Source organism: Rhodococcus sp. PD04 (assembly GCF_035918275.1).
GTDB classification, from domain to species: Bacteria; Actinomycetota; Actinomycetes; order Mycobacteriales; family Mycobacteriaceae; genus Rhodococcus; species Rhodococcus rhodochrous.
In genome coordinates this window covers 5,235,991-5,260,254 of record NZ_CP142143.1, presented here as the reverse complement: position 1 = coordinate 5,260,254, position 24,264 = coordinate 5,235,991, and the positions used below count along the sequence as shown (strand labels likewise).

The window sequence follows — 24,264 nt, the reverse complement described above, 5'->3', positions numbered from 1 at the left end:
CAGGATCTGCGCACGCGATCAGCGTTGCTCGAGCTGCTCGTCGGGATACCGTGCGAACCGGCCGGCGTCACGCTCGTGCACGGGACCGTCGCTGTCCCAGGGCCATCCGCCGAATCCGGTGCGTCGGTAGTCCTCGAACGCCTGCCGGACCCCGGCCTCGTCGTTGAGCACGAACGGGCCGTACGACACGACGGGTTCGCCGATCGGGCGACCCTGCAGCATCAGGATCTGCGTGCCCTCGTCGCCACCGGTGAGGTGTACCGGCACCGACGCGTCGACGACCACTCCGTGCCCGGACTCGATCGTCCGATCACCGATCCGCACGGGGGAACCGTTGTACACGTACAGGACCCGCTGCGTCTGCTCACCGCGTGCGGCCGGCAGTTCCCAGCGCGCACCGGACGACAGATCGATGTTCCAGATCGCGACGTCGGTGCCGGGTCGGGATGCCCACGAATTCGGCGGGGGCGGCGGCGGAGTCGCGCCGTCGAGCTCACCGGCGATGACGCGGATGGAGACGGTGCGTCCGTCCTCGTCCGCGACCGTCACGGTGGGGGTGTCCTCGTTCCACAGCATCGAGAAGTGCGGGTCGACGGTCTTCGACTCGGCGGGCAGGTTCAGCCAGATCTGGAACAGCTCGAGGGGATTGCCCGAATCCTTGTTCAGCAGAGGGAACATCTCGCTGTGGACGATGCCGTTTCCGGCGGTGAGCCACTGCGTGTCGCCCTCACCGAAACGCGCCGCCGCACCCACCGAATCGGAGTGGTCGACGAAACCCGAGCGCACGAAGGTCACCGTCTCGAAGCCGCGGTGCGGATGGCCGGGGAATCCCGGGACGGTGGTTCCGTGGTACATGCTCCAGCCCGCCGGGTTTCCGAAGTCCTGGCCGAGCGGGCGGCCGTCGAGCGACGCGTCGGGTCCGAGTTCGTCGTTGCCCGCCGGATACGCGTCGACATGGTGCGCGACGAACAGGAACGGATCGATGGTCTGCCAGGGCATACCGAGCCGGAAGACCTGGAGTACCGGAGTAGGGGCTGCTGACGTCATGACCCGTGCAACTCCGTGCCCGTGCTCTTTGTTCCGGGTGGTGTGGTGGCCTCGCTGTCGTCGAGCACACGCGCCCCGGCGGCGAACTTCTCCACCTGGTCACCCAGCCGGATCTGTGCCGGGACGGCACCGCCGAGCAGGTCGCGGGCCAGGGCCGGGGAGTCGCCGAGCGGCAGGTCGCTGCCGGCGATGACGACGTTGCCGTAACGACGTCCCTTGAGCATCGCGGGGTCGGCGATGATCACGGTGTGTTCGAAGACCTCACCGATCGTCGCGGCCTCGCGCTTCGCGACTGCCAGGTCGCGGAAATCGCCGCAATTGACGACGTAGACACCGCCGGGCGCGAGCACGCGCCGGGCGTGCTGCGTGAACTGGAGGGTCGTGAGTGCGACGGGAGTGCGGTTGTAGGCGAAGACATCCCGCACGATCACGTCGCGGCTCGCATCGGACAGTGAGGTGAGGACCTGCCGGGCCTCCCCCACCCGGATGCGCAGCAACGGGGCGCGGGGCAGGTCGAACCAGTGGCGGACGAGTTCGGCGAGGCGACCGTCGATCTCGACGACCACTTGCCGCGCGTCGGGATAGACCGCGGCGAAGTAACGCGCCATCGTGCACGCACCCCCGCCGAGATGCAGCACGCGCAGTCTCGAGTCGCGTTCGAACCTGCTCTCGACGAGCATCGCGATCCACCGCATGTACTCGAACTCGAGCAGGGCCGGGTCGCTCAGGTCGATGTGCGAGCTGGGCACCCCGTTGATCTCGAGCACCCAACCGTCGGCGAGATAACGGTCCTTGACGAGCTCGCACGTGCCCGTGTCGATGTCGTACAACCCTTCGACCGGGCCGCCGGGTGCACCGGTCTTCTCCTTGCGCGGCGACGATGCGGCGCGGCCACCTCGTTGCCTGCTCATACGACGAGCCTAGGGCATGTTTCAAAAGTGATCTTGAACCGGTTTTCTGCAGGAAGCGGTGTCGCAGTCAGGGAATGAGTGAGGCCTCCGGTATCTGGGTTTAGCGACCAAGCAAAACCTGGATATCTCGGAGACCTCGTGCCCAGCGTAGCGGTAGCGGGGCGAGCGGACCTCACCGACGCGCAGTGGGCGCGTCTGGCTCCGCTGCTGCCTCCCGTGTCGAAGATCGGCCGTCCACCGAAGTGGCCGAAACGCCAGCTCATCGACGGGATCCGCTGGCGCATCCGCGTCGGCGCCCCGTGGCGGGACGTCCCGGACCGCTACGGTCCCTGGCAAACCGTCTACGGGCTGTTCCGCCGCTGGCAACGTGACGGCACCTGGGCACACGTGCTGACCCGGTTGCAGACCATCGCCGACGCCGCCGACCAGATCGCCTGGGACGTCAGCGTCGACTCGACGATCATGCGGGCGCATCAGCACGCCGCCGGCGCCCGCCGCGAGGGCAGCGAGCAGGTCGAACCGCCCGGCGGTGTCGTGACCGAACCGGCCGACCACGCGTTGGGTCGCTCCCGGGGTGGATGGACGACGAAGCTGCATCTGGCGTGCGAACAGCATCGACGGCCGCTCGCTGCTACTGACAGCCGGTCAGCACGGGGACAGTCCGCAGTTCACCGCCGTGTTGGACGCGATCCGGGTACCGCGGTTCGGTGCCGGCCGGGCGCGCACGCGACCGGATCGGGTGCTGGCGGACAAGGCCTACAGCTCCCGGGCGAACCGGGACTACCTGCGTAAACGTGGGATCAGAGCCACCATTGCGATCCCGTCCGATCAGCTCGCCCACCGCCGCAACCGCGGCTCCGATGGTGGGCGACCACCGGTCTTCGACCGCACCGTCTACCGACAGCGGCATGCCGTCGAATGCGGCATCAACCAACTCAAGCAGTTCCGGGCGGTGGCCACCCGCTTCGACAAGCTCGCAGTGCGGTATCTGGCCACCGTCCAGATCGCCGCAATCAGTCAGTGGCTATGAGGCAGCGACCTTTTGAAACACGCCCTAGTACCGGCCCCTCCTTCGCCGCGGATCAGAGGTGGAGGTCCTCCTTGCGCATCATGGTGGTCGCAACGACGCTGATCACGGCCGTGAGGACGAGATAGCCGCAGGCGAGCCACGGACCGCCGGCCACGGCGATGAGCGCGGTGAGGATCATCGGGGTGATGCCCGACGCGTAGATGCCGGAGAACTGGTAGACGACCGACAGGCCCGTGTAGCGGATCTCCGCCGGGTACAGGCTCGCGTACAGCGTTCCCTGCGCGCCGTAGAACAGGGCGTGGACGACGCCGAACACGAGGATCATCGCCACGGCGAACCAGAACAGGTTGTTCGTGCCGAACAGGGCGAAGGTCGGGAACACCGCAATGCCGTAGGCGGCGATACCGACGGTGTAGACCTGCTTCGCGCCGAACCGGTCGACCAGGGTGCCCGAGACCGGGAGCAGCACGGCCATGACCAGCGCGGCGAGGGTGACGACGAGGAGCACCGGCACCTTCTCGAAGTCGAGGTCCTTGGTGGCGTAGGTGATGGCGAAGACGCCCCACGTGTTGAACGCCGCGCCCTCACCCCACCGCGACAACAGACCGAGAACGGTGCTGCGGCGCACGCCGGGCCGGAAGACGTCCACGAGCGGCGCGGACGACTTCTTCGCGAGTTCCTGCACCTCGCGGAAGGCCGGGGTCTCGTCGACCTTCAGGCGCACGACGAAACCGACGGCGACGAGGACGAGGCTGAGCAGGAACGCGATCCGCCAGCCGTACGACAGGAACTGCTGCTCGTCGAAGACCACCTGCAACGCTGCGAACACCGCGGTGCCCAACGCGAGACCGAGCGCGAGGCCCACCTGAGGGATGCTGCCGAACAGACCACGCTTCTTCTCCGGACTGTGCTCGACGGCGAGCAGCACGGCCCCGGCCCATTCGCCGCCGAGCGCGAAGCCCTGCAGGATGCGCAGCAGGAGCAGCAGGATCGGTGCGACCACACCCACGTGCGCGTGGGTGGGCAGGACGCCCATCAGCGCGGTGGCGACGCCCATGATGAACATCGTCAGGGCGAGGGTCTTCTTGCGTCCGATCCGGTCGCCGATGTGGCCGAAGACGACACCGCCGATGGGGCGGACCACGAAGCCCACCGCGAAGGTCGCGAAGGCCAGCATCGTGCCGACGAACGAACTCTGGTCGGGGAAGAACAGCTGGTTGAACACCAGGCTGGCGGCCGTCGCGTAGAGGAAGAAGTCGTACCACTCCACCGTGGTGCCGAGCAGGCTCGCCGCGACCACGGTGCGTAGTCTCCTGCGACGATCGAGATCGGACTCGGGTGCGGAACTGGGCTGGGACAGCGTGGTCATGGACTCGATTCCCGGTGGTGGACAGCGTGCAACCCGGCGACGCTAACCACGTCCGACACATTCACGCACGGGTTCCGATCATGCTGATTGCAAATGTTGCCGGGCCCCCTCGACGGCTGTTCTCCTGGACATCACGATTGCCTGCCGTCGACTCGAGGACTTCGTCTTGTCTCTGCATATGCACTGGTTCCTGCCCACCTACGGCGACTCGCGAAACCTCATGGCAGGAGGCCACGGCAGCTCGATGTCGGGCGATCGTCCGGCGACGCTGCGGTATCTGAACCAGATCGCCGCCGCCGCGGAGTCGAGCGGCTTCGAATCGGTCCTCACCCCCACCGGCGCGTGGTGCGAGGACGCCTGGTTGACGACGGCGATGCTGATCGACACCACCGAGACCCTCAAGTTCCTCGTCGCGCTGCGCCCCGGGCTGATCAGCCCGACGCTGGCCGCGCAGATGGCCGCGACCTTCCAGTGGCAGTCGCAGGGACGCCTGCTGCTCAACGTCGTGACCGGCGGTGAGGACCATGAACAGCGAACCTTCGGTGACTTCCTCGACAAGAACCAGCGCTACGCGCGCTGCGGCGAGTACCTCGACGTGATCAAGCGCCTGTGGGCGGGCAACGGCCCGGTCGACTTCAAGGGCGAGTACATCCAGGTCGAGAACGCCCAGCTCCAGCGCATCCCCGATCCGGTGCCGCCGCTCTTCTTCGGCGGGTCCTCCCCCGCTGCCGGCACCGTCGCGTCGCAGTTCTGCGACACCTACCTCACGTGGGGTGAGCCGCCGGCCGCCGTCGCCGACAAGATCGCGTGGATCCGCGGACTCGCCGACATCCAGGGACGCACCCTCGACTACGGCATCCGCCTGCACGTCATCAGCCGCGACACTTCCGAGGAGGCGTGGGCCGAGGCCGATCGCCTGCTCTCCGCGCTCGATCCCGCGACGATCGAGAAGGCCCAGCAGAGCCTGGCCCGCTCCGGTTCCGAGGGCCAGCGCCGCATGGTCGAGTTGCACGGCGGCGGTAGCGCCTACGCCGCGAGCAAGGACGCCCGCAGCCTCGAGGTCTCGCCCAACCTGTGGGCGGGCGTCGGACTCGTCCGCGGTGGCGCGGGCACTGCGCTCGTGGGTTCCCACGAGGAGGTCGCCGACCGCATCGCCGAGTACGCCGAGATCGGTCTCGACCACTTCGTGCTGTCGGGCTACCCGCATCTCGAGGAGGCCTACCGCTTCGGTGAGGGCGTCCGCCCGATCCTCGAGCGTCGCGGCCTGCTCGCGCCGGCCTCCGTCCGCTCGGGCGACCTGTCGGGTTCGACGGCCTTCCTGCCCGCGGCTCACTGACGCTCCCCTGACAATTCGATACAGCACAGCTCGACACAGCGCCGGCACGAAATGTGTCGGCGCTGTTACAGCTGCGGCCCTCGTCGTGCGGATCCGTCCGCAGGACAGAGAATGGGGCCATGCCGGACCGAGGATTCACGCCGACACAGCTCGCCGCGCGCGCGGCGTACCTGTTGCGTGGGAACGACCTGGGCACCATGACGAGTGCCGCTCCCAAGCTTTATCCACACATGTGGAGTTGGGATGCGGCGTTCGTCGCCGTGGGGCTCGCGCCGCTGAGCGTCGAACGGGCGGTGGTCGAACTCGACACCCTGCTCTCGGCGCAGTGGAAGAACGGGATGATCCCGCACATCGTCTTCGCCAACGGTGTCGACGGCTACTTTCCCGGCCCGGCACGCTGGGCGGTGTCCGAACTGGCCGCGCACGCACCGGCCCAGGTGCAGACCTCGGGCATCACGCAGCCCCCCGTGCACGCCATCGCCGTGCAGCGCATCCTCGAGCATTCACGGCGGCACGGTCGTTCGACACGTGCTGTCGCCGAGGAGTTCCTGGATCGCCGGTGGGCGGATCTGGTGCGCTGGCACCGCTGGCTCGCCCACGCGCGCGATCTCGACGGTAACGGCCGCATCGCGCTGTACCACGGGTGGGAGTCGGGGATGGACAACTCCCCGCGCTGGGATGCGGCGTACGCCAACGTCGTCGCCGGTCCGGTGCCACCCTTCCATCGTGAGGATCTCGAGCACGTCGCCGACGCCACCCAGCGGCCCAGCGATCGTGAATACGCGCGCTATCTGTGGCTGCTCGAGGAGATGAAGACGGCGCGTTACGAGGACGACGTGCTCGCGAAGGCCATGAGCTTCGCCGTGGAGGACGTCTTCGTCAGTGCGGTGTTCTCGCTCTCGTGCGAGGTGCTCGCGACCATCGGTGAGGAACATTCCCGGCCCAATGCGGATGTGCGTGAGCTGTATTCGTGGTCCGAGCGGTTCCGGAAGGGCGTGATCGCCACGACCGATCCGCGCACGGGCGCGGCGAAGGATTTCGATCTGCGCAGCGGGAAGTGGGTCGCCACCGACACCCTCGCGATGTTCGCGCCGTTGCTGTGCGGCGGTCTCGACCGGCAGGCCGAGCGCGCCTTGCTGCGCACCTTCGAAGGACCGAAGTTCTGCGGGCACCCGGATCTCCGCTATGCGGTACCGCCGTCGACCTCCCCCGTCTCGGGCGACTTCCGTCCCCGTGAGTACTGGCGCGGGCCGGTGTGGCCCGTGATGACGTGGCTGTTCTCGTGGGCGTTCGCGCGCCGCGGCTGGGCGGAACGCGCGAACGTGCTTCGCGCGGAAGGGCTCCGGCAGGCGAGTGACGGCACCTTCGCCGAGTACTACGAGCCGTTCACCGGCGACCCGCTCGGCAGTATGCAGCAGTCGTGGACCGCCGCAGCGGTATTGGACTGGCTCGGATGAACCGTGCGTGGTCCCGGTAGCGAGCGCCACCGGAACCACGCACGAGGTGTCAGACCCCGATGCGTCCGCCGTCCGACTTCCATGCGGCGACCACGGCGGGACGCGGCTGGGAGTCACCTCCGTCGGGCCAGTGCGAGGCCGGCGACGCCCACGACGCGTCGTCCGTCTCCCCGGGATGCTGCACGCACACCACGACCCGCCCGTCCTGCACGATCGGGCCGCACGTCTCGGCACCGATCGGCACGGTGAGGAACTGCTTCGTCTCACCGCGGCGCGGTCCGTCGAGGACGACGCTGAACAGCCCGTCGTTGGAACCGAGTGCGTTGCCGTCGGTCGAGATCCACAGGTTGCCGTACGAATCGAAGGCCAGGTTGTCGGGGCACGAGATCGGGCTGACCTGCGACTTGTCGAAGCCGCCGAAGTAGGTGTCGGCCTCGTTCGGATCCCCGCACACGAGCAGCAGCGTCCACGTGAAGGACGTACCCGCGTGGTCGTCGTCGATCTCGAGGACCTGACCGTTCTTGTTGTTCTCGCGCGGATTCGCCTCGTCGGCCGGCGCGGCACCGTCGACGCCGCGCTTGGTGTTGTTGGTGAGTGCGACATAGACCTTGCCGGTCACCGGATTCGGTTCGAAGTCCTCGGGACGATCCATCTTCGTCGCGCCCACCCTGTCGCCCGCGAGCCGGGTGAACACCGCGACCTCCTCGGCGCTCATGCCGTCGACCAGCGACTCGGCGCTGCCGTCCTCGTTCGCGCGCAGCAGCGGGATCCACTCGCCACTGCCTCGGAACTCGTCGGCCTCGGGAAGCCTTCCGGAGCCGTCGATCTCGTCCGGATGGTCGCCGCTGAGCTTCGCGACGTACAGTGTTCCCGCATCGAGCAGGGTCATGTTGTGCCGCATCGCCGCTCGTGAGTTCCCGGGCTGCATCTTCCGCGACGAGACGAACTTGTACATGTAGTCGAAGCGTTCGTCATCGCCGCTGTAGGACACGACGGTGCCGTCGCCGGTGATGTGGACGGTGGCCGCTTCGTGCTTGAACCGCCCCAGCGCGGTGTGCTTGACGGGCACCGAGTTCGGATCCCACGGATCGATCTCGACGATCCATCCGAACCGGTTGACCTCGTTGGGTTCCGCGGCGATGTCGAATCGGTTGTCGAACCGTTCCCACTTCCGTTCGGTGTCCGCGCCCTCGAGTCCGTACCGGGCGAGACGCTCGGCGACGACCGGGTCGGTCACACTCTCGGCGTTGGCGAAGTACTGGTCGAAATTCTCCTCGCCCGACAGCACGGTGCCCCACGGGGTGAGCCCGCCGGCGCAGTTGTTGAACGTTCCCGCGACCCGCGTGCCCGTCGGGTCGGCCGTGGTCTTCAGCAGGTCGCTGCCCGCGGCCGGGCCGGCGAGGAGGAGCTCGGTGGTTCCGGTGATACGACGGTTGTACTCGCCGAATTCCGGTGTCAGTCGGCCGGTCCCGGGTTCGCCCTTCACCTGGACGACCGACAGTCCGTGGCCGGCGATGCCGATGCGCACCTGTTCCTCGGTGGGGTCGTCCGGGTCGTAGTCGGCGAACATGAAGGGTTCGGTGGTGTATTCGTGATTGACGACGAGCAGGTAGGTGTCGGGTCGGCCGTCCACCGGGAGCAGACCGGCGAAGTCGTTGTTGAACCCGAACTGCTTCTCCTGCGCGGTCGCCGTCTGGTTGCCGATGTCGAAGGCCGGTGCATCGGGCAGTACCGGATCGCCCCAGCGGATGACGACGTCGTTCTCGTATCCCTCCGGAACCGTCACCGCGTCATCGGTGTTCGGTGCGACCGCCGTGAAGTTCGTGCCGTCGGGCACCGGACCGAGATCACCGGCCGCCGCGGTGTCACTGCCGGCGGCCGCGGCGGAATCGTCAGCACAGGCCGTCAGGACGCCACCGGCGCCGACGGCGAGTACGGCCGAGGCACCGCCCCGCAGGACCCCGCGACGCGAGACGGCAGCGCGCACGATGTCGCCGAAATATTCACCGCGGGAGGTGTTCGGGACGGCATGCGAACAGGCGTCCCCGCACTTGTACTTGCACGTGATGTTCGAGCGCGACGATATGCCGTCGTGCGTGACGAACAGGGGCAGGACTCTACGGGCCACAACGATCTCCTCGGAATCGGTTCGACGCCGGAACCGTAGGAGCGTCAGGCGAGTCGGACGGAACGAGAAGGTGAACACCCGATGAGCATTCGGCTGCCGTGAGACGGCGGTCACAGAACGGATCGAGGTCAGCCCGGGGCGATGCGGTCGAGATCCACGATCGGCCGGACACCGGGACGGTCGAGATCGGAGAACTCCTCGTCCCGCGACTGCTCGTCCTCGCCCTCGCCGGGCCTGCCGTCGACGAACGGCACCACCCGGTTCGTGATCGCCGTGTTGTATTCGGCGGGAGCCTGGATGGGATTGGCGTGGCCGGTGCGGTCGAGCTTCGACACCAGTAGCGTGCCGTCGACACCGCCGGACTGGTCGATCAGGATCCGGTGACTGTACTCGACGTCGACGACGTTGTCGGACAGTGCGTTCCGTGGCCGGAGGAACACCACGGCGGGACGGATCTTGTCGTCGCGTTCGTCGGCGAGCGCCCGCAGGTTGTCGATTGCACCGGATGCGACGATCGCCCGGAACTGCGATTCGATCAATCCGTTGCTTGCGGCGTCGGTCGAGAAGATCTTGTCGTTGAGCACCTCGACCGCGACGTCGCGCAACTCTTCGGTGTCGATGCGCCGGTACCACCGCTCCGAGGGGAGCACGAAACGGTCCATGCGGGCGACGACCTCGACGAGCATCCGCATGCTGCGGCTCTCCCGAGCGCCGGGCAGCCAGCCGATCCAGCGCAACAGGTCCTCACCGGCGCTGCGCGCGTCGGCCCGCACGGCGTGCAGATCGAGCGGCGTGCAGTCGAGGATCACGCCGGTCACCTCGAGATCGGTGTCCTGGTACAGATGCTGGGCGACCTCGAGGGCGATGATGCCGCCCATGCTGTGCCCGGTGAGCACGACGTTCTCGATTCCCGACCACGCCGCACGTTCGTGGATCAGGCGGCTGACGACGGCGGTGTCGAGACCGCTGTTGTCGTACTCGACCGCCCATACCTGCCCGAGTTCGCTCAGTGCGGGCAGTGCCGCGGCGGTCTCGGTCGCGTCGAGGTTGCCCAGACCCACCAGGTCGACGACCGCCGTGTCGCGGTCTTCCCGCGACGCCGCGTCGTGGATCGGATGGATCTGCGGCTGGGTGAGGGCGAGTCGCTCACGGACCGGCGCGACGTCCCACGCCCAGTACTGCGTGAACAGGGCGACGAGTGGGAGCGCCGCGACGGCCGTCCGTGCGAGGGCTCGTCGGAGCCGGCCGAACCGCACCCAGTGATGACCGGTGCGGGTGTCGCGGAGACGTCGCCGCCGACGGCCGTCGTCCCAGTCGTCGGCGGTGCAGGGCGGTAGCCAAGGTGCGTTCGACATGCACCACCGATGCTACCGACGTGCTGTGCTCAGCTCAGGCCCGTCAGTGGGGGTGCGGAGTTGTCGTCGCGCCACGCGATGGCTTCCCGCAGTTCGGTGAGGTCGTAGTCGGGACCGCCGACACCCACCGTGAACTGCGTGATCCCCAGTTCGACGTAGGACGGGGCCGCCTCGGCGCCGGGCCAGGAGGTGGACCGCTCGATGTCCTCGGGGCGACGACCGGCCTCGGCGCAGCGCTGCGCGAGGATCTCGGACTTCTCGGCGTGGGTCTCCATCTCGCCGAAACTGTGCCAGATGTCGGCGTACTTCGCGACCATCGGCAGCGTCTTCTTCGGGCCGCCGCCACCGATGAGGATGGGTATGTGCCGGGTGGGCTGCGGGTTCAGCTTGCCGAGACGGTTCACGATGCGGGGCATGTACTCGGCGAGCAGGTCGAGGCGGGAACCCTTGGTGCCGAATTCGTAGCCGTACTCGTCGTAGTCCCGTTCGAACCAGCCCGAGCCGATGCCGAGGATGAGGCGGCCGCCGCTGATGTGGTCGACGGTGCGGGCCATATCGGCGAGCAGGTCGGGATTGCGGTAGCCGCCGCCGGTGACCAGTGCGCCGATCTCCACACGCTCGGTCTGCTCCGCCCAGGCGCCGAGCATCGTCCAGCACTCGAAGTGGGCGCCGTCGGGGTCGCCGTAGAGCGGGTAGAAGTGGTCCCAGTTGAACACGATGTCGGCGCCTGCGTCCTCGGCGCGGAGCACGGTGTCGCGGATGACGCCGTAGTCGGGTTGCTGCTGGGGCTGTAGTTGGAGTCCGATGCGAATGGGGCGCGTCATGGAGTCCACGTTAAGGCAACATCTCGTATCGTCGCCCGAGTTCCCGCAGGAAGGACTCGAGAACGAGGTCGAAGCTCTCGGCGTCGATCTCGGCCGCGTACTCGCGGAGCCGATGCGCCTGCGACAGATGCGGATACCGCTCGTTGTAGGTGTCGATGTGATCGTCGAATCCGCCCGCGAACGAGGTGATCGCGGAACCGATGACGATGTACTTGATCGAGGCGCCGATCATCGTCGCGAAGCGGGGCGGCCAGCCGGCGCGGGTGAGGCCGCCATGGATGGCATCGGACGCCTGGAGGGAGACGGGCCGGGTGCCGGGGCTCGACGCGAGGAAGGGAACCATGTTCGGGTGTGCGGCGAGCGCGTCGCGGTAGGTGCGGGCCCAGCGTCGGAGCGCTTCCTGCCAGTCGTTCTCGGCGAACCCGCTGACGTCGACCGATTCGCCGATGGCGTCGGCGATGTCGTCGAGCAGTTCTTCCTTGGTGGCGTAGTGGCTGTACAGCGACGGGGCGCGAACACCCAGTTCGGCGGCGATCCGACGCATCGATACGGCGTCGAGGCCGTGCTCGTCGACGAGTCGTAGCGTGACGTCGCGGATGAGTTCACGGCTGAGCAGCGGCGTGCGCGGACGCGCCATCCGTCGTCCTCCTTCCGGCCCGGCCTGGACGAGCTAACAATGTAAGGTTAGTTTGGAATCGCGAGAAGCGCTACGGCGCCGGCATCCCTGGAAGGCCCCTCCATGAACCTGAAGCTCACCGAGGAGGAGCGTGCGTTCCGCGACGAACTGCGCACCTTCTTCACCACCGAGATCCCTGCCGAAGTGCGTGCGAAGACCGCCTCCGGCACCCCGCTGGGCAAGGACGACTACGTCGCCGTTCAGCGCATCCTGCATTCGCGCGGCCTCGCCGTTCCCAACTGGCCCGTCGAATGGGGCGGTCAGGACTGGACGCCGATGCAGCGCAACATCTGGCTCAGCGAGTTGCAGCTCGCCTCGGTGCCCGACCCGCTGCCGTTCAACGCATCCATGATCGGTCCGGTCATCGCGCAGTTCGGCTCGCAGGAGATGAAGGAACGCTTCCTCCCCGCCACCGCCAACCTCGACATCTGGTGGTGCCAGGGCTTCTCCGAGCCCGAGGCCGGCTCCGACCTCGCGTCCCTCAAGACCCGCGCCGTCCGCGACGGTGACGACTACATCGTCAACGGGCAGAAGACGTGGACGACGCTCGCGCAGCACGCCGACTGGATCTTCTGCCTCGTCCGCACCGATCCGAACGCGAAGAAGCAGGCCGGCATCTCGATGCTGCTCTTCCCGATGGACACCCCGGGCGTCACCCGCCGTCCGATCAAGCTGATCGACGGTGGCTACGAGGTCAACGAGGTCTTCTTCGAGGACGTGCGCGTTCCCGCCGAGAACCTCGTCGGCGAGGAGAACACCGGCTGGACGCAGGCGAAGTTCCTGCTCGGCAACGAGCGCACCGGCATCGCCCGGGTCGGCGCCACCAAGGTCAAGCTCGCGCGGGCGAAGTCCCTCGCGGCCGAGACCCGCTACGGCAGCGGCTCGCTGCTCGACGACCCGATCTTCGCGGCACGCCTGGCCGAACTCGAGAACGAGCTGCTCGCTCTCGAGCTCACCCAGCTGCGCGTCGTCGCCGGCTCGGCCGACGGCAAGCCCAACCCGGCATCGTCGCTGCTCAAGATGCGCGGCTCCGAGCTCCAGCAGGCCGCGACCGAACTGCTCGTCGACATCGCCGGCCCCGATTCGCTGCCCGCCGGCGAGGCCGACATCGACTCGCCCGACTGGGCGCGGCTGACGATGCCGACCTACCTCAACAACCGCAAGGTCACCATCTACGGCGGGTCGAACGAGGTTCAGCGTTCGATCATCGCTTCCTCGATTCTCGGACTGTGAGGCCCCGGACATGAATTTCGAACTCGACACCGAACAGGACATGCTCCGCGCGACCGTCCGCGACCTCCTCTCGGGTGCGTACGACGTCGAGTCGCGCAACCGGGTGGCCGAAGGTGACCTGGGCTGGAACCGCGACGTGTGGAAGCAGCTCGCCGAACTCGGCGTCCTCGGCCTGCCCTTCGCGGAGGAGCACGGCGGCATGGGAGCCGGACCGGTGGAGGTCATGGCCGTCATGACCGAGATCGGCCGCGCCCTCGCACCCGAGCCCGTGCTCGACTGCGTCTACCTGCCCGGCCGGCTCGTCGCCGACGTCGGCACCGACGCGCAGCGCTCCGACATCCTGCCGCGACTGTCCGAGGGCACCGTGCTCCTCGCGTTCGCGCACGACGAGCCGGGCAGCCGCTGGCCGCACACCGAGGTGGCCACCACCGCGGCGCGCGACGGCGACTCCTGGACCGTCTCCGGTCGCAAGAACCCTGTGCTGCACGGTGATTGCGCCGACACCTTCATCGTCTCGGCGAAGCTCCCGGAGGGTGGCGTCGGACTGTTCGTCGTCGACGCATCGGCCGACGGTCTGGCCCGCACTCCGTACCGCACCCACGACGAGCGTCGCGGCGCGCAGCTCGTGCTCGACGACGTCGCGGCCACTCCGCTCGGTGAGGCGGCCGACGCGTCCGCAGCCATCACTGCTGCGCAGGTGCATGCGCAGGCGGCACTGTGTGCCGAGGCGGTCGGTGCCCTCGACTCCTCGGTGCAGCTGACGACGAGCTACCTCAAGCAGCGCAAGCAGTTCGGTGTGCCGCTGTCGATGTTCCAGGCGCTCACCCACCGTGCGGCCGACATGTACGTGCTGTACGAGTTGGCGTCGAGCATGAGCCTGTACGCGACCATGGCCCTCTCCGACGGCATCGTCGACCCGACCATCGCGTCGCGCGCCAAGCTGCAGGTCGGCCGGTCCGCTCGGAAGATCGGCCAGGAGTCCGTGCAGATGCACGGCGGCATCGGGGTCACGGCCGAGCACTCCATCGGCCACTACCTGAGCCGCCTGACCGCGATCGAGCACACCCTCGGCACCATGGACGATCACCTGCGGGTGCTCGCCGGTGGTGTGAAGGACTACGAGCTCGTGGAGATCGCCGGAATGTGACCGATCGGGCTCACTCCCGGGGCAGCAGTGTCCCCAGCGGACCGAGATCGATGTTGAGATCCTCGGGGGTGAGCCCGAAATGGTCGCGCAGCTCGGCCATGCGCTGCTCGAGCAGCATCAGTGTCGTGCCGAGACGTTCGATCTGCTCGTCGCTGAGATCCCCTGCATCCATGCGGTGCAGGGCCTGACGCTCCATCAGTTGCCGGAGCAGTTCGACGAGCGTGAGCACCAGCGTCACCAGACCCCGCTCCACGGATTCGGGATCGGCGTCGATACGCGACGGGAAGTTCACCGGTTCGCTCACGAATCCTCCCGGGCCCCACGGGGAACGGGGACGTCGACCCCGGGCAGCGACAGGGTACTGATCGACGAGATCAACGCGCGCAACGAGATCCGCACCAGATCGATCTCCGCGATCGACAACGTGATGTCGCCGGTGATGACCACACCACCGGACAGCACCCGGTCCAGCAGATCGATCAGAGCGATCCGCCGCTCCTCGTCCACTGATCCGTCGGCGTATCTCACGGCGAGATCCGTTCTGCTCCGGCGAACGAGTAGGGCGGCCACGGGCCGCTCGTCTCGAGCCTGATGCCCGTATACATGGACGCGAGTTCCTCGACCTCGGAACGGAATTCGTCCGTCCTGTCGTCGTCGACGAGATACGTCCCGTTGAGCAGCATCCACTCGTGGCTGCCGCTCAGTGCCGGATCGGTCGGTGCACCCCGGCGACCCGCGGCCGACACCCGCAGCAGCCGCTCGTGGATCTCGGCGGCACGTGCGGCTGCGTCGCGTTCGACGCTCTCCTGCGCCGCCAGTTGTGCGCGGCGGCGCAACAGATAGGCCGTGCCCGTGCCGGAACCCGCCCCCTCCGTCTGCGCTTCGGCGACAGCGGCGGTCAGTGCCTTGCGATCGGCGAACGCCTTGACCCCCCATTCGGTACGACCCGTCACGAGGGCGAGCGCCGACGAGAACTGCTCCCGGTGCTCGGTGAGCAGGGCACGGACCCGTTCGTCGTCGAGACAGACGGTCGCGAGTCGCAGGGGTACCACGGAGACGTGACGTGCCACTCCGGCGACTACCGAATCATGGGCGCGGGCCACTCTCTCCAACCAGTCCAGATCCTCGAGATTGCGTGCCAGTGCAGCCTCGCCGAAATCGTCCAGGGGCACCGTTCCGACGACGGCGGTCAGCCCGCCCTCCTGCACGGTGCGGACCTGCTCGCCGGCGACACCGGAGGTGCCCTCGGTCTCGTGGCCGACGAGCGTCCCGTCGGTCACGGCGTACATCCAGATCCCGGTCGTGTCAGTCACGGTCCTCCTCGTCCACGATCTCCGCCGGTTCCGGCTCCAACTCCTCCGCTCGGGCCTCGAGTGCGGCCAACCGCTCGCGCAGACGCCGGTTCTCCAACTCGAGTTCCGCGCGGCTCGAATCGACCTCGGGTGCCCGGGCCTTGCTCGTCAACCACGGATCGCTCTCCCACCAGTCGATCCCGACGGCCTTGGCGGTCTCGAGCGACGCGATGACGAGACGGAGCTTGATCGTGAGCAGTTCGATGTCGAGCAGATTCACCTGGATGTCGCCGGCGATGACCAATCCCTTGTCGAGGACACGCTCGAGGATGTCGCCGAGATTGGTCGACCGGCCCCCGCCCCCGTAGGGCTGCGGCGACGACGTGCCGCCTCCACCGCCCCCGATCACCGTCATGATCCGGTCCTCGCACCGATATCGCTGCTACCGCGTCCGTAACGCCGGGTCCTCCTGTACGCGAGCAGATTTCCGTCCAGATCGATCTCCACCTCGTAGAGCGCAAGCATGTCGGCCGACGACGGGATCCGCCTGTCCTCCACGACCTCCACCTCGACGACCCAACCGTCCTCGGTGGGTTCGACGGAGGTCACCCCCTGAGCCTCCTTCGAGGTCAGTTCCTTCAGATGTGTGAGGGCCGCCGATGCGGCCTCGGCCGCCGAGATCGCGGGCGGGCCGGTGTCCTGCGCCACGGGATCACTCCTTTCCCTCGGCGGGGCCGGATCCGCCCCGGGAGATCATCCGGTTCAGCACGGCCTGCTGCGCCTCGTCCTTCTCCTCGGGCGTCAGCTCACCCGCCTCCGCCGCTTCCTCGATCTCCTCGAGTTCGCGCCGCACGTTGGCGGGGTCGTGCAGTTGCTGTTCGACCTGCTCCTGGATGACCTCTCCGAGCCACATCACTCCCTTGACGGGAGCGAGGGGCAGCGTGAGCAGGGAGGTCAGCAGACCCATCGTCAACCTCCTTCACCGGGATCGGATTTCGCCACGAAGTCGTAGGCCGCCATCGGACCGAGCAACGAGAACTCGACCCTGTTCTCCCACTCCCGGCCCAGTTCCTGCAGAGCCTGTTCGAGGTCGTCCTGCCGCTCGAGTTCGACGAGGACGGCGATGTGCACGGCGTCCTGCTCGTGCGTGGGCTGCCGCTCGTTGACCATCGGTTCGAGCGACGACAGGGCCTCGACCGTGCGACGGGTGTCCTCGGCGCGCTTGGCCTCGATCGTCGCATTGATGATCTCTCCGAGCGCCATCCGCGCATCGCGGGTCGCATCCTCGGACTGCCCGCGGAGCTGTTCCCGCAACTGCGCCGCCTCGGAGTTCTCCTCGAGGATCTCCTGCAGGATCGTCTTCTCGACGTAGCGCCCCTTCACGACGTACTGTGCGAGACCTTCGAGTTGGTCGAGGGCCGAGGCGAGTTCGTCCTCGTTCCCCTCGAGCAGTTCCGCGGCCACCGCATCCCGATCGGTGAGGACCGCCCCGAATCTCAACGGGAGCACGGGGGCGACCGTCACGGTCCCGTCGAGCAACTCGGCGTGCGCCTTGAGATCGTCCGGTGTGCCGAGGGCGCGATCGGTGGGGATCTCGCTCACCAGTGCGGCGACGCGACCGGATCTGACCACTGACACCTCGGCCGGCGGATTACCCACCCCTTCCGCATGATCCTCCGGCTCCACATCCGACGGGACGATCCCGTAGACGTAGACCGCAGTGGTCGTGGCGGTTTCGTCGTTGTCGCCCTGCTCGGGCCGTTCGGTCTGTCCGGTCGACATCAGTCCTCACCCCTGCGAGATCGTCGAGCGGGCTCGCGCTGCTCCTGGACGTCCCCGAGGAACTCGCTGACCTTCTCCCCCGCAGCCTCGAGTGCTCCCTTCGTCTTGTGTTTGGAACCGCCCGAAGTGATGTCGCCGACGAGATCCGGAAGACCCTTCGGCTCGTTGTCGGAGATCTCGAGCCGGTTCACCGCCTCCGCGAAACGCAGGTAGGTGTCGACACTGGCCACGACGACGCGGGCGTCGATGGTGAGCAGTTCGATACCGACGAGCGAGACACGCACGAACGCGTCGATGACGAGGCCCTTGTCGAGGATCGTGTCGATGACGTCGGCGAGGCCGGACGAATTGGGACGGGCCATACCGCCCCCGCCGCCTCCACCGCCGCCGCCCCCTGCAGGTTGGATGGTCATGACCGGGATCCTCTCGAGCGGGCCGAGCGCGTACCGGTGGCCTTCGTCGCGCGGGTCCGCTTCGCGGGCGCGCGTTTCCGAGGCGGTTCGGGCTCGTCCTCTTCGTCGTCGGGTTCTTCGCCGGAGGTCTCGTCCTCCTCGGTCTCGTCCTCCTCTTCGGGATACTCGTCCTCGAGATCCTCCTCGTCCTCGGGCGACTCCTCGTCGCTTGCGTCTTCGGGCGACTCCTCCTCGTACTCGTCCTCGGACGGTTCACCCTCCTCGAAATCCTCGTCCTCGTCGCGGATCTCGTCCTCGTCGCCGGAGGTGTCGGTCACCCCCTCCTCGCCGTTCTCGCGGGCGTCCTCCTGTTCGCGCTCCTCTTCCTCCTGACGCGCGGTCTCGTCGTCCTTGACGACCTCGCTCTCGCGGATCTCGCCATGCCAGCCGACGATGTCATCGGGATGCAGGATGGCCTCGGTCATGGCGTAGCGCCGGAAGTGCTTCAGCTCCAGGCGTGACCGGCGACCGACCGCCCGCCACAGATTCGCGGTGCGCTCGAACAGACCCCGGGGGTGGTACTCGAGGACCATGAGGATCCGGGTGAGATCGGGTGTGAGTTCGTGGAAGGTCACCGCACCGTCGATGTAGCCCTTGCCGCCCTTGGAACGCCACACGATCCGTTCGAACGGCACCTGTTCGAGGATCGTGGACTCCCAGTTCCGGCGCGACCAGAACACCTTGCCGGTCCAGTGGAGCTTCTCGTCCTCGACCTGTTCGACCTGCTCGACCTTCTTCATGAACTTCGGCCAGTCGGCAAACTGGGTCCACAGGTCGTAGGCGAGGTCGATCGGCACGCCCACGTCGATGCTCTCGACGATGTTGGTGAGCTTGAGCTTCTTACCGCCCCCACCCTTGCCTCCACCACCACCGGTGACGGACTCCTTGACGTCCTGGAACTTGTCCTTCGCGGTGTTCTTCAGGTTCTCGAATCCCGAACTTGCCGCCGCCTTCAACGGCGACTCGCCCTGAGCGAGCTTGTCGACACCGGTGAGCGCACTGGCCAGGTTCCCGCCCTTGCCCTCGGAGTAATCCTGTAATCGTCCCGCCGTGCCGGTGACCCTGTCGGACAGGCTCGACAACGCGTTCTGGGCGACCGTCCCCGCGAGGCCCTGCAACGACTGCTGCAGTCCACCGGTCAGTCCGCCCGTGGCCTTCCCCGCCGTGTCCGTGGCGGTGCGACCGGCCTCACCGGCGGTATCGGTAGCGGTCTTCCCGGCCTTGCCCACCGCGTCGGTGACTCCGCCCGCGACGCCCTTCGACCTGGCCATCGTCCTCACCGTCCCGTTCGGCGGACCGGGGCGCGGCCGGACGACGAGCCACTGCTGCGCGCCGCGCGCTTACGCGGCTTGGCCGGTGCCTCGTCCGAATCGTCCGAGTCCTCGCTGTCGGATGCCTTCTTGCTGCGGGATGTTCGCGGACGGGAGGACGCGCGGGTGGTGCGGCGTCGGGGTGCGGGGCGCTCGGGTTCGGTGTCCGACTCCTCCTCGGCGCCCTCGTCGTCGCCCGTCTCGTCCTGCGCGGCGTCGCTCTCGTCGGCCTCGTACTCCGGTTCCTCGTCGCGCTCGTCGTACTCGTCCTCGTACTCGGCGTCCTCGGGTTCGTCCTCCGATCGCTCGCCGCCACCGCTCGCGCGGGACTGCAGACGTTCGTTGAGGGCGTCGATCCGGTTGCTGGCCGCGGTCACGGCAGCGGCCCGCGCCGCGTTCATGAGTTCTCCGCGAACGGATTCGGTGATCTTGTTGATCTCGGGAGACGAGCCGAGCATCGAGGCGCTGCGCTGCAGGAGTTCCTGGGGGTTGCTGGGCAGTTTGCCGGTCATGCCGGCACCGGCGAGCATCATGGCCAACCGCATCTTCTTGGTTCGGCCGAGGAAATATCCGATGCCCACACCGAGGGCGACTCGTGCTCCGGGTTTCATCACCGTTCTCCTTCGTATGCCGCGCGTCGTGTGGCGTGTTCGGAAGGGGCTTGGAGGTCTCGGTACGCAACCGACGCGTGTCTTTGTGTGATGCAAACCACAGTACGTCACTCGAGACCTTGGTTCGCATGCTTCGTCGGCACGCGGATCCCGGAGCGAACGGCGGGCCCGGAAAGTACCAATCATTATGTTATGCAGCAGGATACGAGCATTGCTACAGATCCGGCTCGGTCGTCGGCGGCGATGCCAAAGAAAGGTTCTCGAGCCGGTAAGGGTTTCGGAAACCGGAGACTATCGACGGGGATGTGCCGGGGTAGCGATCCCGGTCGCCTGCAACGCGAATGCTGCTTCCGGACCGATGATTTCGCCGACCAGGGCGAGAAACCGTTCGACGAAGGCCGGCCCGTGGGCACCCTCGGTGGCGTCGTCGGGATCGTGCGGATCGAGGTGGTGCGCGAGTTCGTGCAACACCACCATCTCGCGGAACGCCCACGCCGTGTTCGCCCGATGCTCGGGAAGGGCGATGGTCGCGCAGTCGCGTTCGTAGTGTGCGGCCGCGTTGCCGGCCCGCGCCCGCACGCGCACCGGCACGGCGGCGCGCTCCCACCGGGCGCGTACCCAGTCGAGGGCGAGCACGGCGTCGATGTACTCCTGGACCGAGGCGATGGAGGCGAACCGTCTCTCGACCGGGAGCGTGACGTGGGAGCCGGCGACCTCCACGGTCCGCAACCCGCGCTCGTCGGCGCGGTCGAGCATCTTCCGTACGATCGACTCCGCTTCGTACACAGCGGTTCTGCGGGTATCGCGCACCTTGCTCACCGTTCCAGCCTCCTCGGAGCCGACGGCAGTTCGGGTGCCGTTCCCAGTCGTGCCGCCCGTCCGGCACGGTCGCCCGCGCGCCGGGCATCGGCCGAGCGCGCCGACGGTGCGCGGTTGCCCCGCCAACTGCCCCGTGCCTCCGACGTACTGCGGTAGAAGTCCTGGAGCTCCAGACTCTTCCCACGCAACACCAACGCCGTACCGGGCGCGGATGTTTCCACCTCGCGTTCGATCTTCTGCTTCGCCTCGGTCAGCCGGGCGCCGATCCGGGCGGCGAACGCCGACTGGAAGTTCAGCCGGGCCGTCACCGCGGCGACGGGCTTGCGCACGCGTGTGCGCACACGGCGACCGCCGCGTTCCTCGACAACGGTGCGCACCGTGGTCTCGTTCCGGTAGGTGCCCTCGCGCAGATACGCGTCGGACGCCCGCACCATCTGCACGAGCAGAGAGGAGTACAGCGCCTCGCACACGTCGATGTCGTCGGCGAAGCCGTAGGCGTAGATGACGGTGGAGTTCGCGGTGATGTCGCACTGCACGTCGTTGGCCGCCGCGATCGCGATGAACAACTGGGCGTAGGTGCGCAGTCCCTTCTTCCCCGTCTCACCGATGGTGATCAGTCGCTGCACGGGAGTCGCGCGACGTTCCTTCGCCGCCGTGTGGCTGCGCGCGACCGCCAGATCGATCGAGGAGGACGTCGCGAGCCGCTGTGCCGCGGCGAGGAAGGCGTCGGCCTCGTGAGGGTTGTCGGTGGACTCCGCCTGGCGGAGCAACCCACCGATACGGCTCAACATCTTGTCCGAACTCACCCAGCGAGCGTAGAGCCTGGCACCGACTCCGCCCGCGAGACCGGGAACACGCACGAAATTCCTGCGAAACCACCCGCGACCCACCAAGATCGTGCAGATGGACACTGCGGTCGATTTCGTCGCCGATATCAACGACACGTTCTGGTATGCGGTGATCGCACTGCTCATCGGTTCGGGTCTGTACTACACGTTCCGGTCCCGGTTCATCCAGATCCGGCTCCTGCCCGACATGCTGCGCTCCGTCGTGGAGAAACCCGAGAAACTACCCAACGGGGAACCGGGCCTGTCCGCCTTTCGGGCCTTCTCCGTCTCGGCCGCCTCCCGCGTGGGAACGGGCAACGTCGCCGGTGTCGCGATCGCGATCAGCCTCGGTGGTCCCGGAGCGGTGTTCTGGATGTGGGCCATGGCCCTGATCGGTGCGGCGACCGCCTTCCTCGAGTCCACCCTCGCCCAGCTGTACAAGGTGCGCGACGAGGACGGCACCTTCCGCGGCGGCCCCGCCTACTACATGCAGTACGGGCTGCGGAAGCGCTGGATGGGCATGATCTTCGCGGTCATCATCACGATCACCTACGGATTCGTGTTCAACGCGGTGCAGACCAACTCGATCGTCGACGCGGTGTCGGGTTCCCTCGGCGAGAAGACCATGACACTCCAGGTGATCGTCGGCCTGGTCGTCGCCCTCATCGTCGGCGTGGTGATCTTCGGCGGTATCCGCCGTATCTCCGGCGTCTCCCAGGTCGTCGTACCGGTACTGGCGTTCGTCTACCTGATCATCGGCATCATCGTCGTGGTCCTCAACATCGGCGAGGTTCCGACCGTCTTCCGGCTCATCGTCGAGAACGCCTTCGGTCTCGAGGAGATCGTCGGTGGTGGTTTCGGAGCCGCCTTCATGAACGGCATCCGACGAGGGCTCTTCTCGAACGAGGCCGGTATGGGCTCGGCACCCAACGCCGGCGCTGCCGCCGCGGTCTCCCACCCGGTCAAGCAGGGCCTGGTCCAGAGCCTCGGCGTCTACTTCGACACCCTGCTGGTCTGCTCGATCACGGCCTTCATCATCCTGCTGTCGGAGCCCGAGTTCGGCAGCGGTCTCGAGGGCGCGGCGCTGACGCAGAACGCGCTCGCGCTGCAGCTCGGCGATTGGACGGTGCACTTCCTCGCCGTGCTGATCTTCTTCCTCGCGTTCACCTCGGTGATCGGCAACTACTACTACAGCGAATCCAACATGGAGTTCCTCACCGGATCGCGCCGCATCCTGCCCTACCTGCGCTCGGCGGTCGTGCTGTGCGTCTTCCTCGGGGCCATCGGATCGCTGCCGCTGGTGTGGGCACTGGCCGACCTCGCCATGGGAGTCATGGCCATCGTCAACCTCATCGCCCTGATCCCGCTGTCGGGTATCGCCTACGCCCTGTTCCACCACTACAGCGCGCAGCGCAAGCAGGGCCGCGATCCGGTCTTCCACGCCGGTGACGTCCCGGGCGTCCGGGGGATCCAGGTCTGGAACGACGACGACATCACGCCGGTCGAGAACCGATCGAGCGACGCACGGTAGATTCCCCTACCGCACGAGCGTGTTCCGCTTCGGAAAGGATCTGCGAGATGGCGTCGGTGACCTTCGACAAGGCCACGTGCCTGTTCCCCGGCTCGACTACGCCCGCGGTCGATGCGCTCGACCTCGAGATCGAGGACGGCGAATTCCTCGTCCTGGTCGGGCCGTCGGGCTGCGGCAAGTCGACCTCGCTGCGCATGCTCGCCGGCCTCGAGGAGGTGCACAGCGGGCGCATCCTCATCGGTGACCAGGACGTCACCGGGCAGGATCCGAAGGAACGCGACATCGCGATGGTGTTCCAGAACTACGCCCTCTACCCGCACATGTCGGTCGCGGAGAACATGGGCTTCGCGCTGAAGCTGGCCAAGACACCGAAGAACGAGATCCGTGAGCGGGTCGTCGAGGTCGCGAAGATGCTCGACCTCGAACAGTTCCTCGACCGCAAGCCCAAGGCACTGTCCGGCGGCCAGCGTCAGCGCGTCGCGATGGGCCGCGCCATCGTCCGCCAGCCGCAGGTCTTCCTCATGGACGAGCCGCTGTCGAACCTCGACGCCAAGCTCCGCGTGCAGACCCGCACGCAGATCGCGCAGTTGCAGCGCCGCCTCGGCACCACCACCGTCTACGTCACCCACGACCAGGTCGAGGCGATGACGATGGGCGACCGCGTCGCGGTGCTCGAGAAGGGCATCCTGCAGCAGTGCGCATCGCCGCGTGTGCTCTACAACCGGCCCGCGAACGTCTTCGTCGCCGGCTTCATGGGCTCGCCCGCGATGAACCTCTTCCGCCTCCCGGTCTTCGACCGCGGCGCGATGATCGGCGACATCCACGTACCGGTGCCGCGCGACGTGCTCGGTCAGGTCACCGAGAAGGAGGTCGTGCTCGGTATCCGGCCCGAACACCTCGAGATCTCGAACGAGGGTCTGGCCATGGACGTCGACGTGGTCGAGGAGCTCGGCTCGGAGGCCTACGTCTACGGCCGGGCCGATGTCGGCGGGATCGTGCAGCAGATCGTCGCGCGCAGCGACTGGCGCAATCCTCCGCAGAAGGGCGACCGGCTGTACCTGCGCTTCGACCCCGAGCACGTGCACGTCTTCGGGACGTCCGACGGGAAGCGGATCGGCTGACGATCG

Annotated in this window: 26 protein-coding genes; 7 read left to right on the top strand and 19 right to left on the bottom strand. The window is 67.5% G+C overall.

Going from position 1 to position 24,264, the window contains the following annotated elements:
• Window positions 1–18 precede the first annotated feature (18 nt).
• Window positions 19–1,047: a pirin family protein gene (locus U9J23_RS24215; protein WP_370670847.1), complete on the bottom strand. Its 1,029-nt coding sequence runs from the start codon at window positions 1,045–1,047 to the stop codon at window positions 19–21.
• Window positions 1,044–1,958 (bottom strand): spermidine synthase, encoded by a 915-nt coding sequence (locus U9J23_RS24210; RefSeq protein WP_059381913.1) that lies wholly within the window; start codon window positions 1,956–1,958, stop codon window positions 1,044–1,046. The genes U9J23_RS24215 and U9J23_RS24210 overlap by 4 nt, the downstream gene beginning before the upstream one ends.
• A 138-nt stretch (window positions 1,959–2,096) precedes the next feature.
• Here U9J23_RS24210 and U9J23_RS24205 point away from each other — a divergent pair.
• Window positions 2,097–2,988, top strand: a protein-coding gene (locus tag U9J23_RS24205; protein ID WP_370670846.1) for an IS5 family transposase whose coding sequence is annotated in 2 segments (ribosomal slippage) — window positions 2,097–2,590 and window positions 2,589–2,988 — 894 coding nt in all. Because the reading frame shifts where the segments join, the coding sequence is not laid out codon by codon here.
• A 52-nt stretch (window positions 2,989–3,040) separates the two neighbouring features.
• Here the strand turns inward: U9J23_RS24205 and U9J23_RS24200 are convergent.
• Entirely contained in the window at window positions 3,041–4,357 is a 1,317-nt protein-coding gene (locus tag U9J23_RS24200; RefSeq protein WP_059381910.1) for an MFS transporter, read from the bottom strand.
• A 166-nt stretch (window positions 4,358–4,523) separates the two neighbouring features.
• On the opposite strand from U9J23_RS24200, the gene U9J23_RS24195 reads away from it, so the two are divergent.
• Window positions 4,524–5,693, top strand: a complete 1,170-nt coding sequence (locus tag U9J23_RS24195) for an LLM class flavin-dependent oxidoreductase (protein WP_059381909.1) — start codon at window positions 4,524–4,526, stop codon at window positions 5,691–5,693.
• Between the two features lie 119 nt (window positions 5,694–5,812).
• Window positions 5,813–7,150, top strand: a complete 1,338-nt coding sequence (ggh, locus tag U9J23_RS24190) for a glucosylglycerate hydrolase (RefSeq protein ID WP_059381908.1) — start codon at window positions 5,813–5,815, stop codon at window positions 7,148–7,150.
• A gap of 49 nt (window positions 7,151–7,199) precedes the next feature.
• On the opposite strand, the gene U9J23_RS24185 is transcribed toward ggh, so the two are convergent.
• The 4 genes from U9J23_RS24185 to U9J23_RS24170 all read right to left on the bottom strand — a co-directional run bounded on the left by U9J23_RS24185 (window position 7,200) and on the right by U9J23_RS24170 (window position 12,094).
• On the bottom strand, window positions 7,200–9,278 hold the full coding sequence (locus U9J23_RS24185; protein ID WP_059381981.1) for a PhoX family protein: 2,079 nt from the start codon (window positions 9,276–9,278) through the stop codon (window positions 7,200–7,202).
• 128 nt (window positions 9,279–9,406) lie between these two features.
• On the bottom strand, window positions 9,407–10,633 hold the full coding sequence (locus tag U9J23_RS24180) for an alpha/beta fold hydrolase (RefSeq protein ID WP_272266232.1): 1,227 nt from the start codon (window positions 10,631–10,633) through the stop codon (window positions 9,407–9,409).
• Window positions 10,634–10,662: 29 nt separating this feature from the next.
• On the bottom strand, window positions 10,663–11,457 hold the full coding sequence (locus U9J23_RS24175; RefSeq protein ID WP_059381980.1) for an LLM class F420-dependent oxidoreductase: 795 nt from the start codon (window positions 11,455–11,457) through the stop codon (window positions 10,663–10,665).
• 10 nt (window positions 11,458–11,467) lie between these two features.
• Window positions 11,468–12,094 carry a TetR/AcrR family transcriptional regulator gene (locus U9J23_RS24170; RefSeq protein ID WP_059381906.1) on the bottom strand — a complete coding sequence of 209 codons (627 nt, stop codon included), beginning with the start codon at window positions 12,092–12,094 and terminating at the stop codon, window positions 11,468–11,470.
• Window positions 12,095–12,196: 102 nt separating this feature from the next.
• Between U9J23_RS24170 and U9J23_RS24165 the strand changes: the two genes are divergently transcribed.
• Together U9J23_RS24165 and U9J23_RS24160 are read left to right on the top strand one after the other, a co-directional pair.
• Window positions 12,197–13,366, top strand: coding sequence for an acyl-CoA dehydrogenase family protein (locus tag U9J23_RS24165; protein WP_059381905.1), 1,170 nt, complete (start codon window positions 12,197–12,199; stop codon window positions 13,364–13,366).
• A 10-nt stretch (window positions 13,367–13,376) separates the two neighbouring features.
• Window positions 13,377–14,513, top strand: a complete 1,137-nt coding sequence (locus U9J23_RS24160) for an acyl-CoA dehydrogenase family protein (protein WP_059381904.1) — start codon at window positions 13,377–13,379, stop codon at window positions 14,511–14,513.
• A gap of 10 nt (window positions 14,514–14,523) precedes the next feature.
• Here the strand turns inward: U9J23_RS24160 and U9J23_RS24155 are convergent, their stop codons facing one another.
• From U9J23_RS24155 to U9J23_RS24100, 12 genes are all read right to left on the bottom strand, one after another.
• Window positions 14,524–14,817, bottom strand: a complete 294-nt coding sequence (locus U9J23_RS24155) for a gas vesicle protein K (RefSeq protein ID WP_059381903.1) — start codon at window positions 14,815–14,817, stop codon at window positions 14,524–14,526.
• A complete protein-coding gene (locus tag U9J23_RS24150; RefSeq protein WP_059381902.1) occupies window positions 14,814–15,041 on the bottom strand; it encodes a gas vesicle protein in 228 nt (75 codons plus the stop codon). Before U9J23_RS24150 ends, U9J23_RS24155 begins: the two co-directional genes overlap by 4 nt.
• On the bottom strand, window positions 15,038–15,826 hold the full coding sequence (locus tag U9J23_RS24145) for a GvpL/GvpF family gas vesicle protein (RefSeq protein WP_085468636.1): 789 nt from the start codon (window positions 15,824–15,826) through the stop codon (window positions 15,038–15,040). Before U9J23_RS24145 ends, U9J23_RS24150 begins: the two co-directional genes overlap by 4 nt.
• On the bottom strand, window positions 15,819–16,220 hold the full coding sequence (gene gvpJ / locus U9J23_RS24140; protein WP_059381901.1) for a gas vesicle protein GvpJ: 402 nt from the start codon (window positions 16,218–16,220) through the stop codon (window positions 15,819–15,821). Before gvpJ (U9J23_RS24140) ends, U9J23_RS24145 begins: the two co-directional genes overlap by 8 nt.
• Window positions 16,217–16,513, bottom strand: coding sequence for a gas vesicle protein GvpO (gene gvpO, locus U9J23_RS24135; RefSeq protein ID WP_059381900.1), 297 nt, complete (start codon window positions 16,511–16,513; stop codon window positions 16,217–16,219). The genes gvpJ (U9J23_RS24140) and gvpO overlap by 4 nt, the downstream gene beginning before the upstream one ends.
• A 4-nt stretch (window positions 16,514–16,517) precedes the next feature.
• The gene (locus U9J23_RS24130; protein ID WP_059381899.1) at window positions 16,518–16,772 is read right to left on the bottom strand and encodes a gas vesicle protein GvpG; all 255 of its coding nucleotides are present in this window, start codon (window positions 16,770–16,772) and stop codon (window positions 16,518–16,520) included.
• A gap of 2 nt (window positions 16,773–16,774) precedes the next feature.
• A complete protein-coding gene (locus U9J23_RS24125) occupies window positions 16,775–17,587 on the bottom strand; it encodes a GvpL/GvpF family gas vesicle protein (RefSeq protein WP_059381898.1) in 813 nt (270 codons plus the stop codon).
• Complete coding sequence (gene gvpJ / locus U9J23_RS24120; protein WP_059381897.1) at window positions 17,587–18,000, bottom strand: gas vesicle protein GvpJ; 414 nt, start codon at window positions 17,998–18,000, stop codon at window positions 17,587–17,589. The genes U9J23_RS24125 and gvpJ (U9J23_RS24120) overlap by 1 nt, the downstream gene beginning before the upstream one ends.
• Window positions 17,997–19,310, bottom strand: coding sequence for an SRPBCC family protein (locus U9J23_RS24115; protein ID WP_059381896.1), 1,314 nt, complete (start codon window positions 19,308–19,310; stop codon window positions 17,997–17,999). The genes gvpJ (U9J23_RS24120) and U9J23_RS24115 overlap by 4 nt, the downstream gene beginning before the upstream one ends.
• A 5-nt stretch (window positions 19,311–19,315) precedes the next feature.
• The gene (locus tag U9J23_RS24110; protein ID WP_059381895.1) at window positions 19,316–19,960 is read right to left on the bottom strand and encodes a hypothetical protein; all 645 of its coding nucleotides are present in this window, start codon (window positions 19,958–19,960) and stop codon (window positions 19,316–19,318) included.
• A gap of 291 nt (window positions 19,961–20,251) precedes the next feature.
• Window positions 20,252–20,779, bottom strand: a complete 528-nt coding sequence (locus tag U9J23_RS24105; protein ID WP_059381894.1) for a TIGR04338 family metallohydrolase — start codon at window positions 20,777–20,779, stop codon at window positions 20,252–20,254.
• Window positions 20,776–21,585 (bottom strand): DUF2786 domain-containing protein, encoded by an 810-nt coding sequence (locus U9J23_RS24100; protein ID WP_326600836.1) that lies wholly within the window; start codon window positions 21,583–21,585, stop codon window positions 20,776–20,778. Before U9J23_RS24100 ends, U9J23_RS24105 begins: the two co-directional genes overlap by 4 nt.
• Window positions 21,586–21,682: 97 nt before the next feature.
• Here U9J23_RS24100 and U9J23_RS24095 point away from each other — a divergent pair, with 97 nt between their 5' ends.
• Both U9J23_RS24095 and U9J23_RS24090 read left to right on the top strand, forming a co-directional pair.
• Window positions 21,683–23,137 (top strand): alanine/glycine:cation symporter family protein, encoded by a 1,455-nt coding sequence (locus U9J23_RS24095; protein ID WP_326600835.1) that lies wholly within the window; start codon window positions 21,683–21,685, stop codon window positions 23,135–23,137.
• Between the two features lie 47 nt (window positions 23,138–23,184).
• Complete coding sequence (locus U9J23_RS24090) at window positions 23,185–24,258, top strand: ABC transporter ATP-binding protein (protein WP_059381892.1); 1,074 nt, start codon at window positions 23,185–23,187, stop codon at window positions 24,256–24,258.
• Window positions 24,259–24,264: the final 6 nt, after the last annotated feature.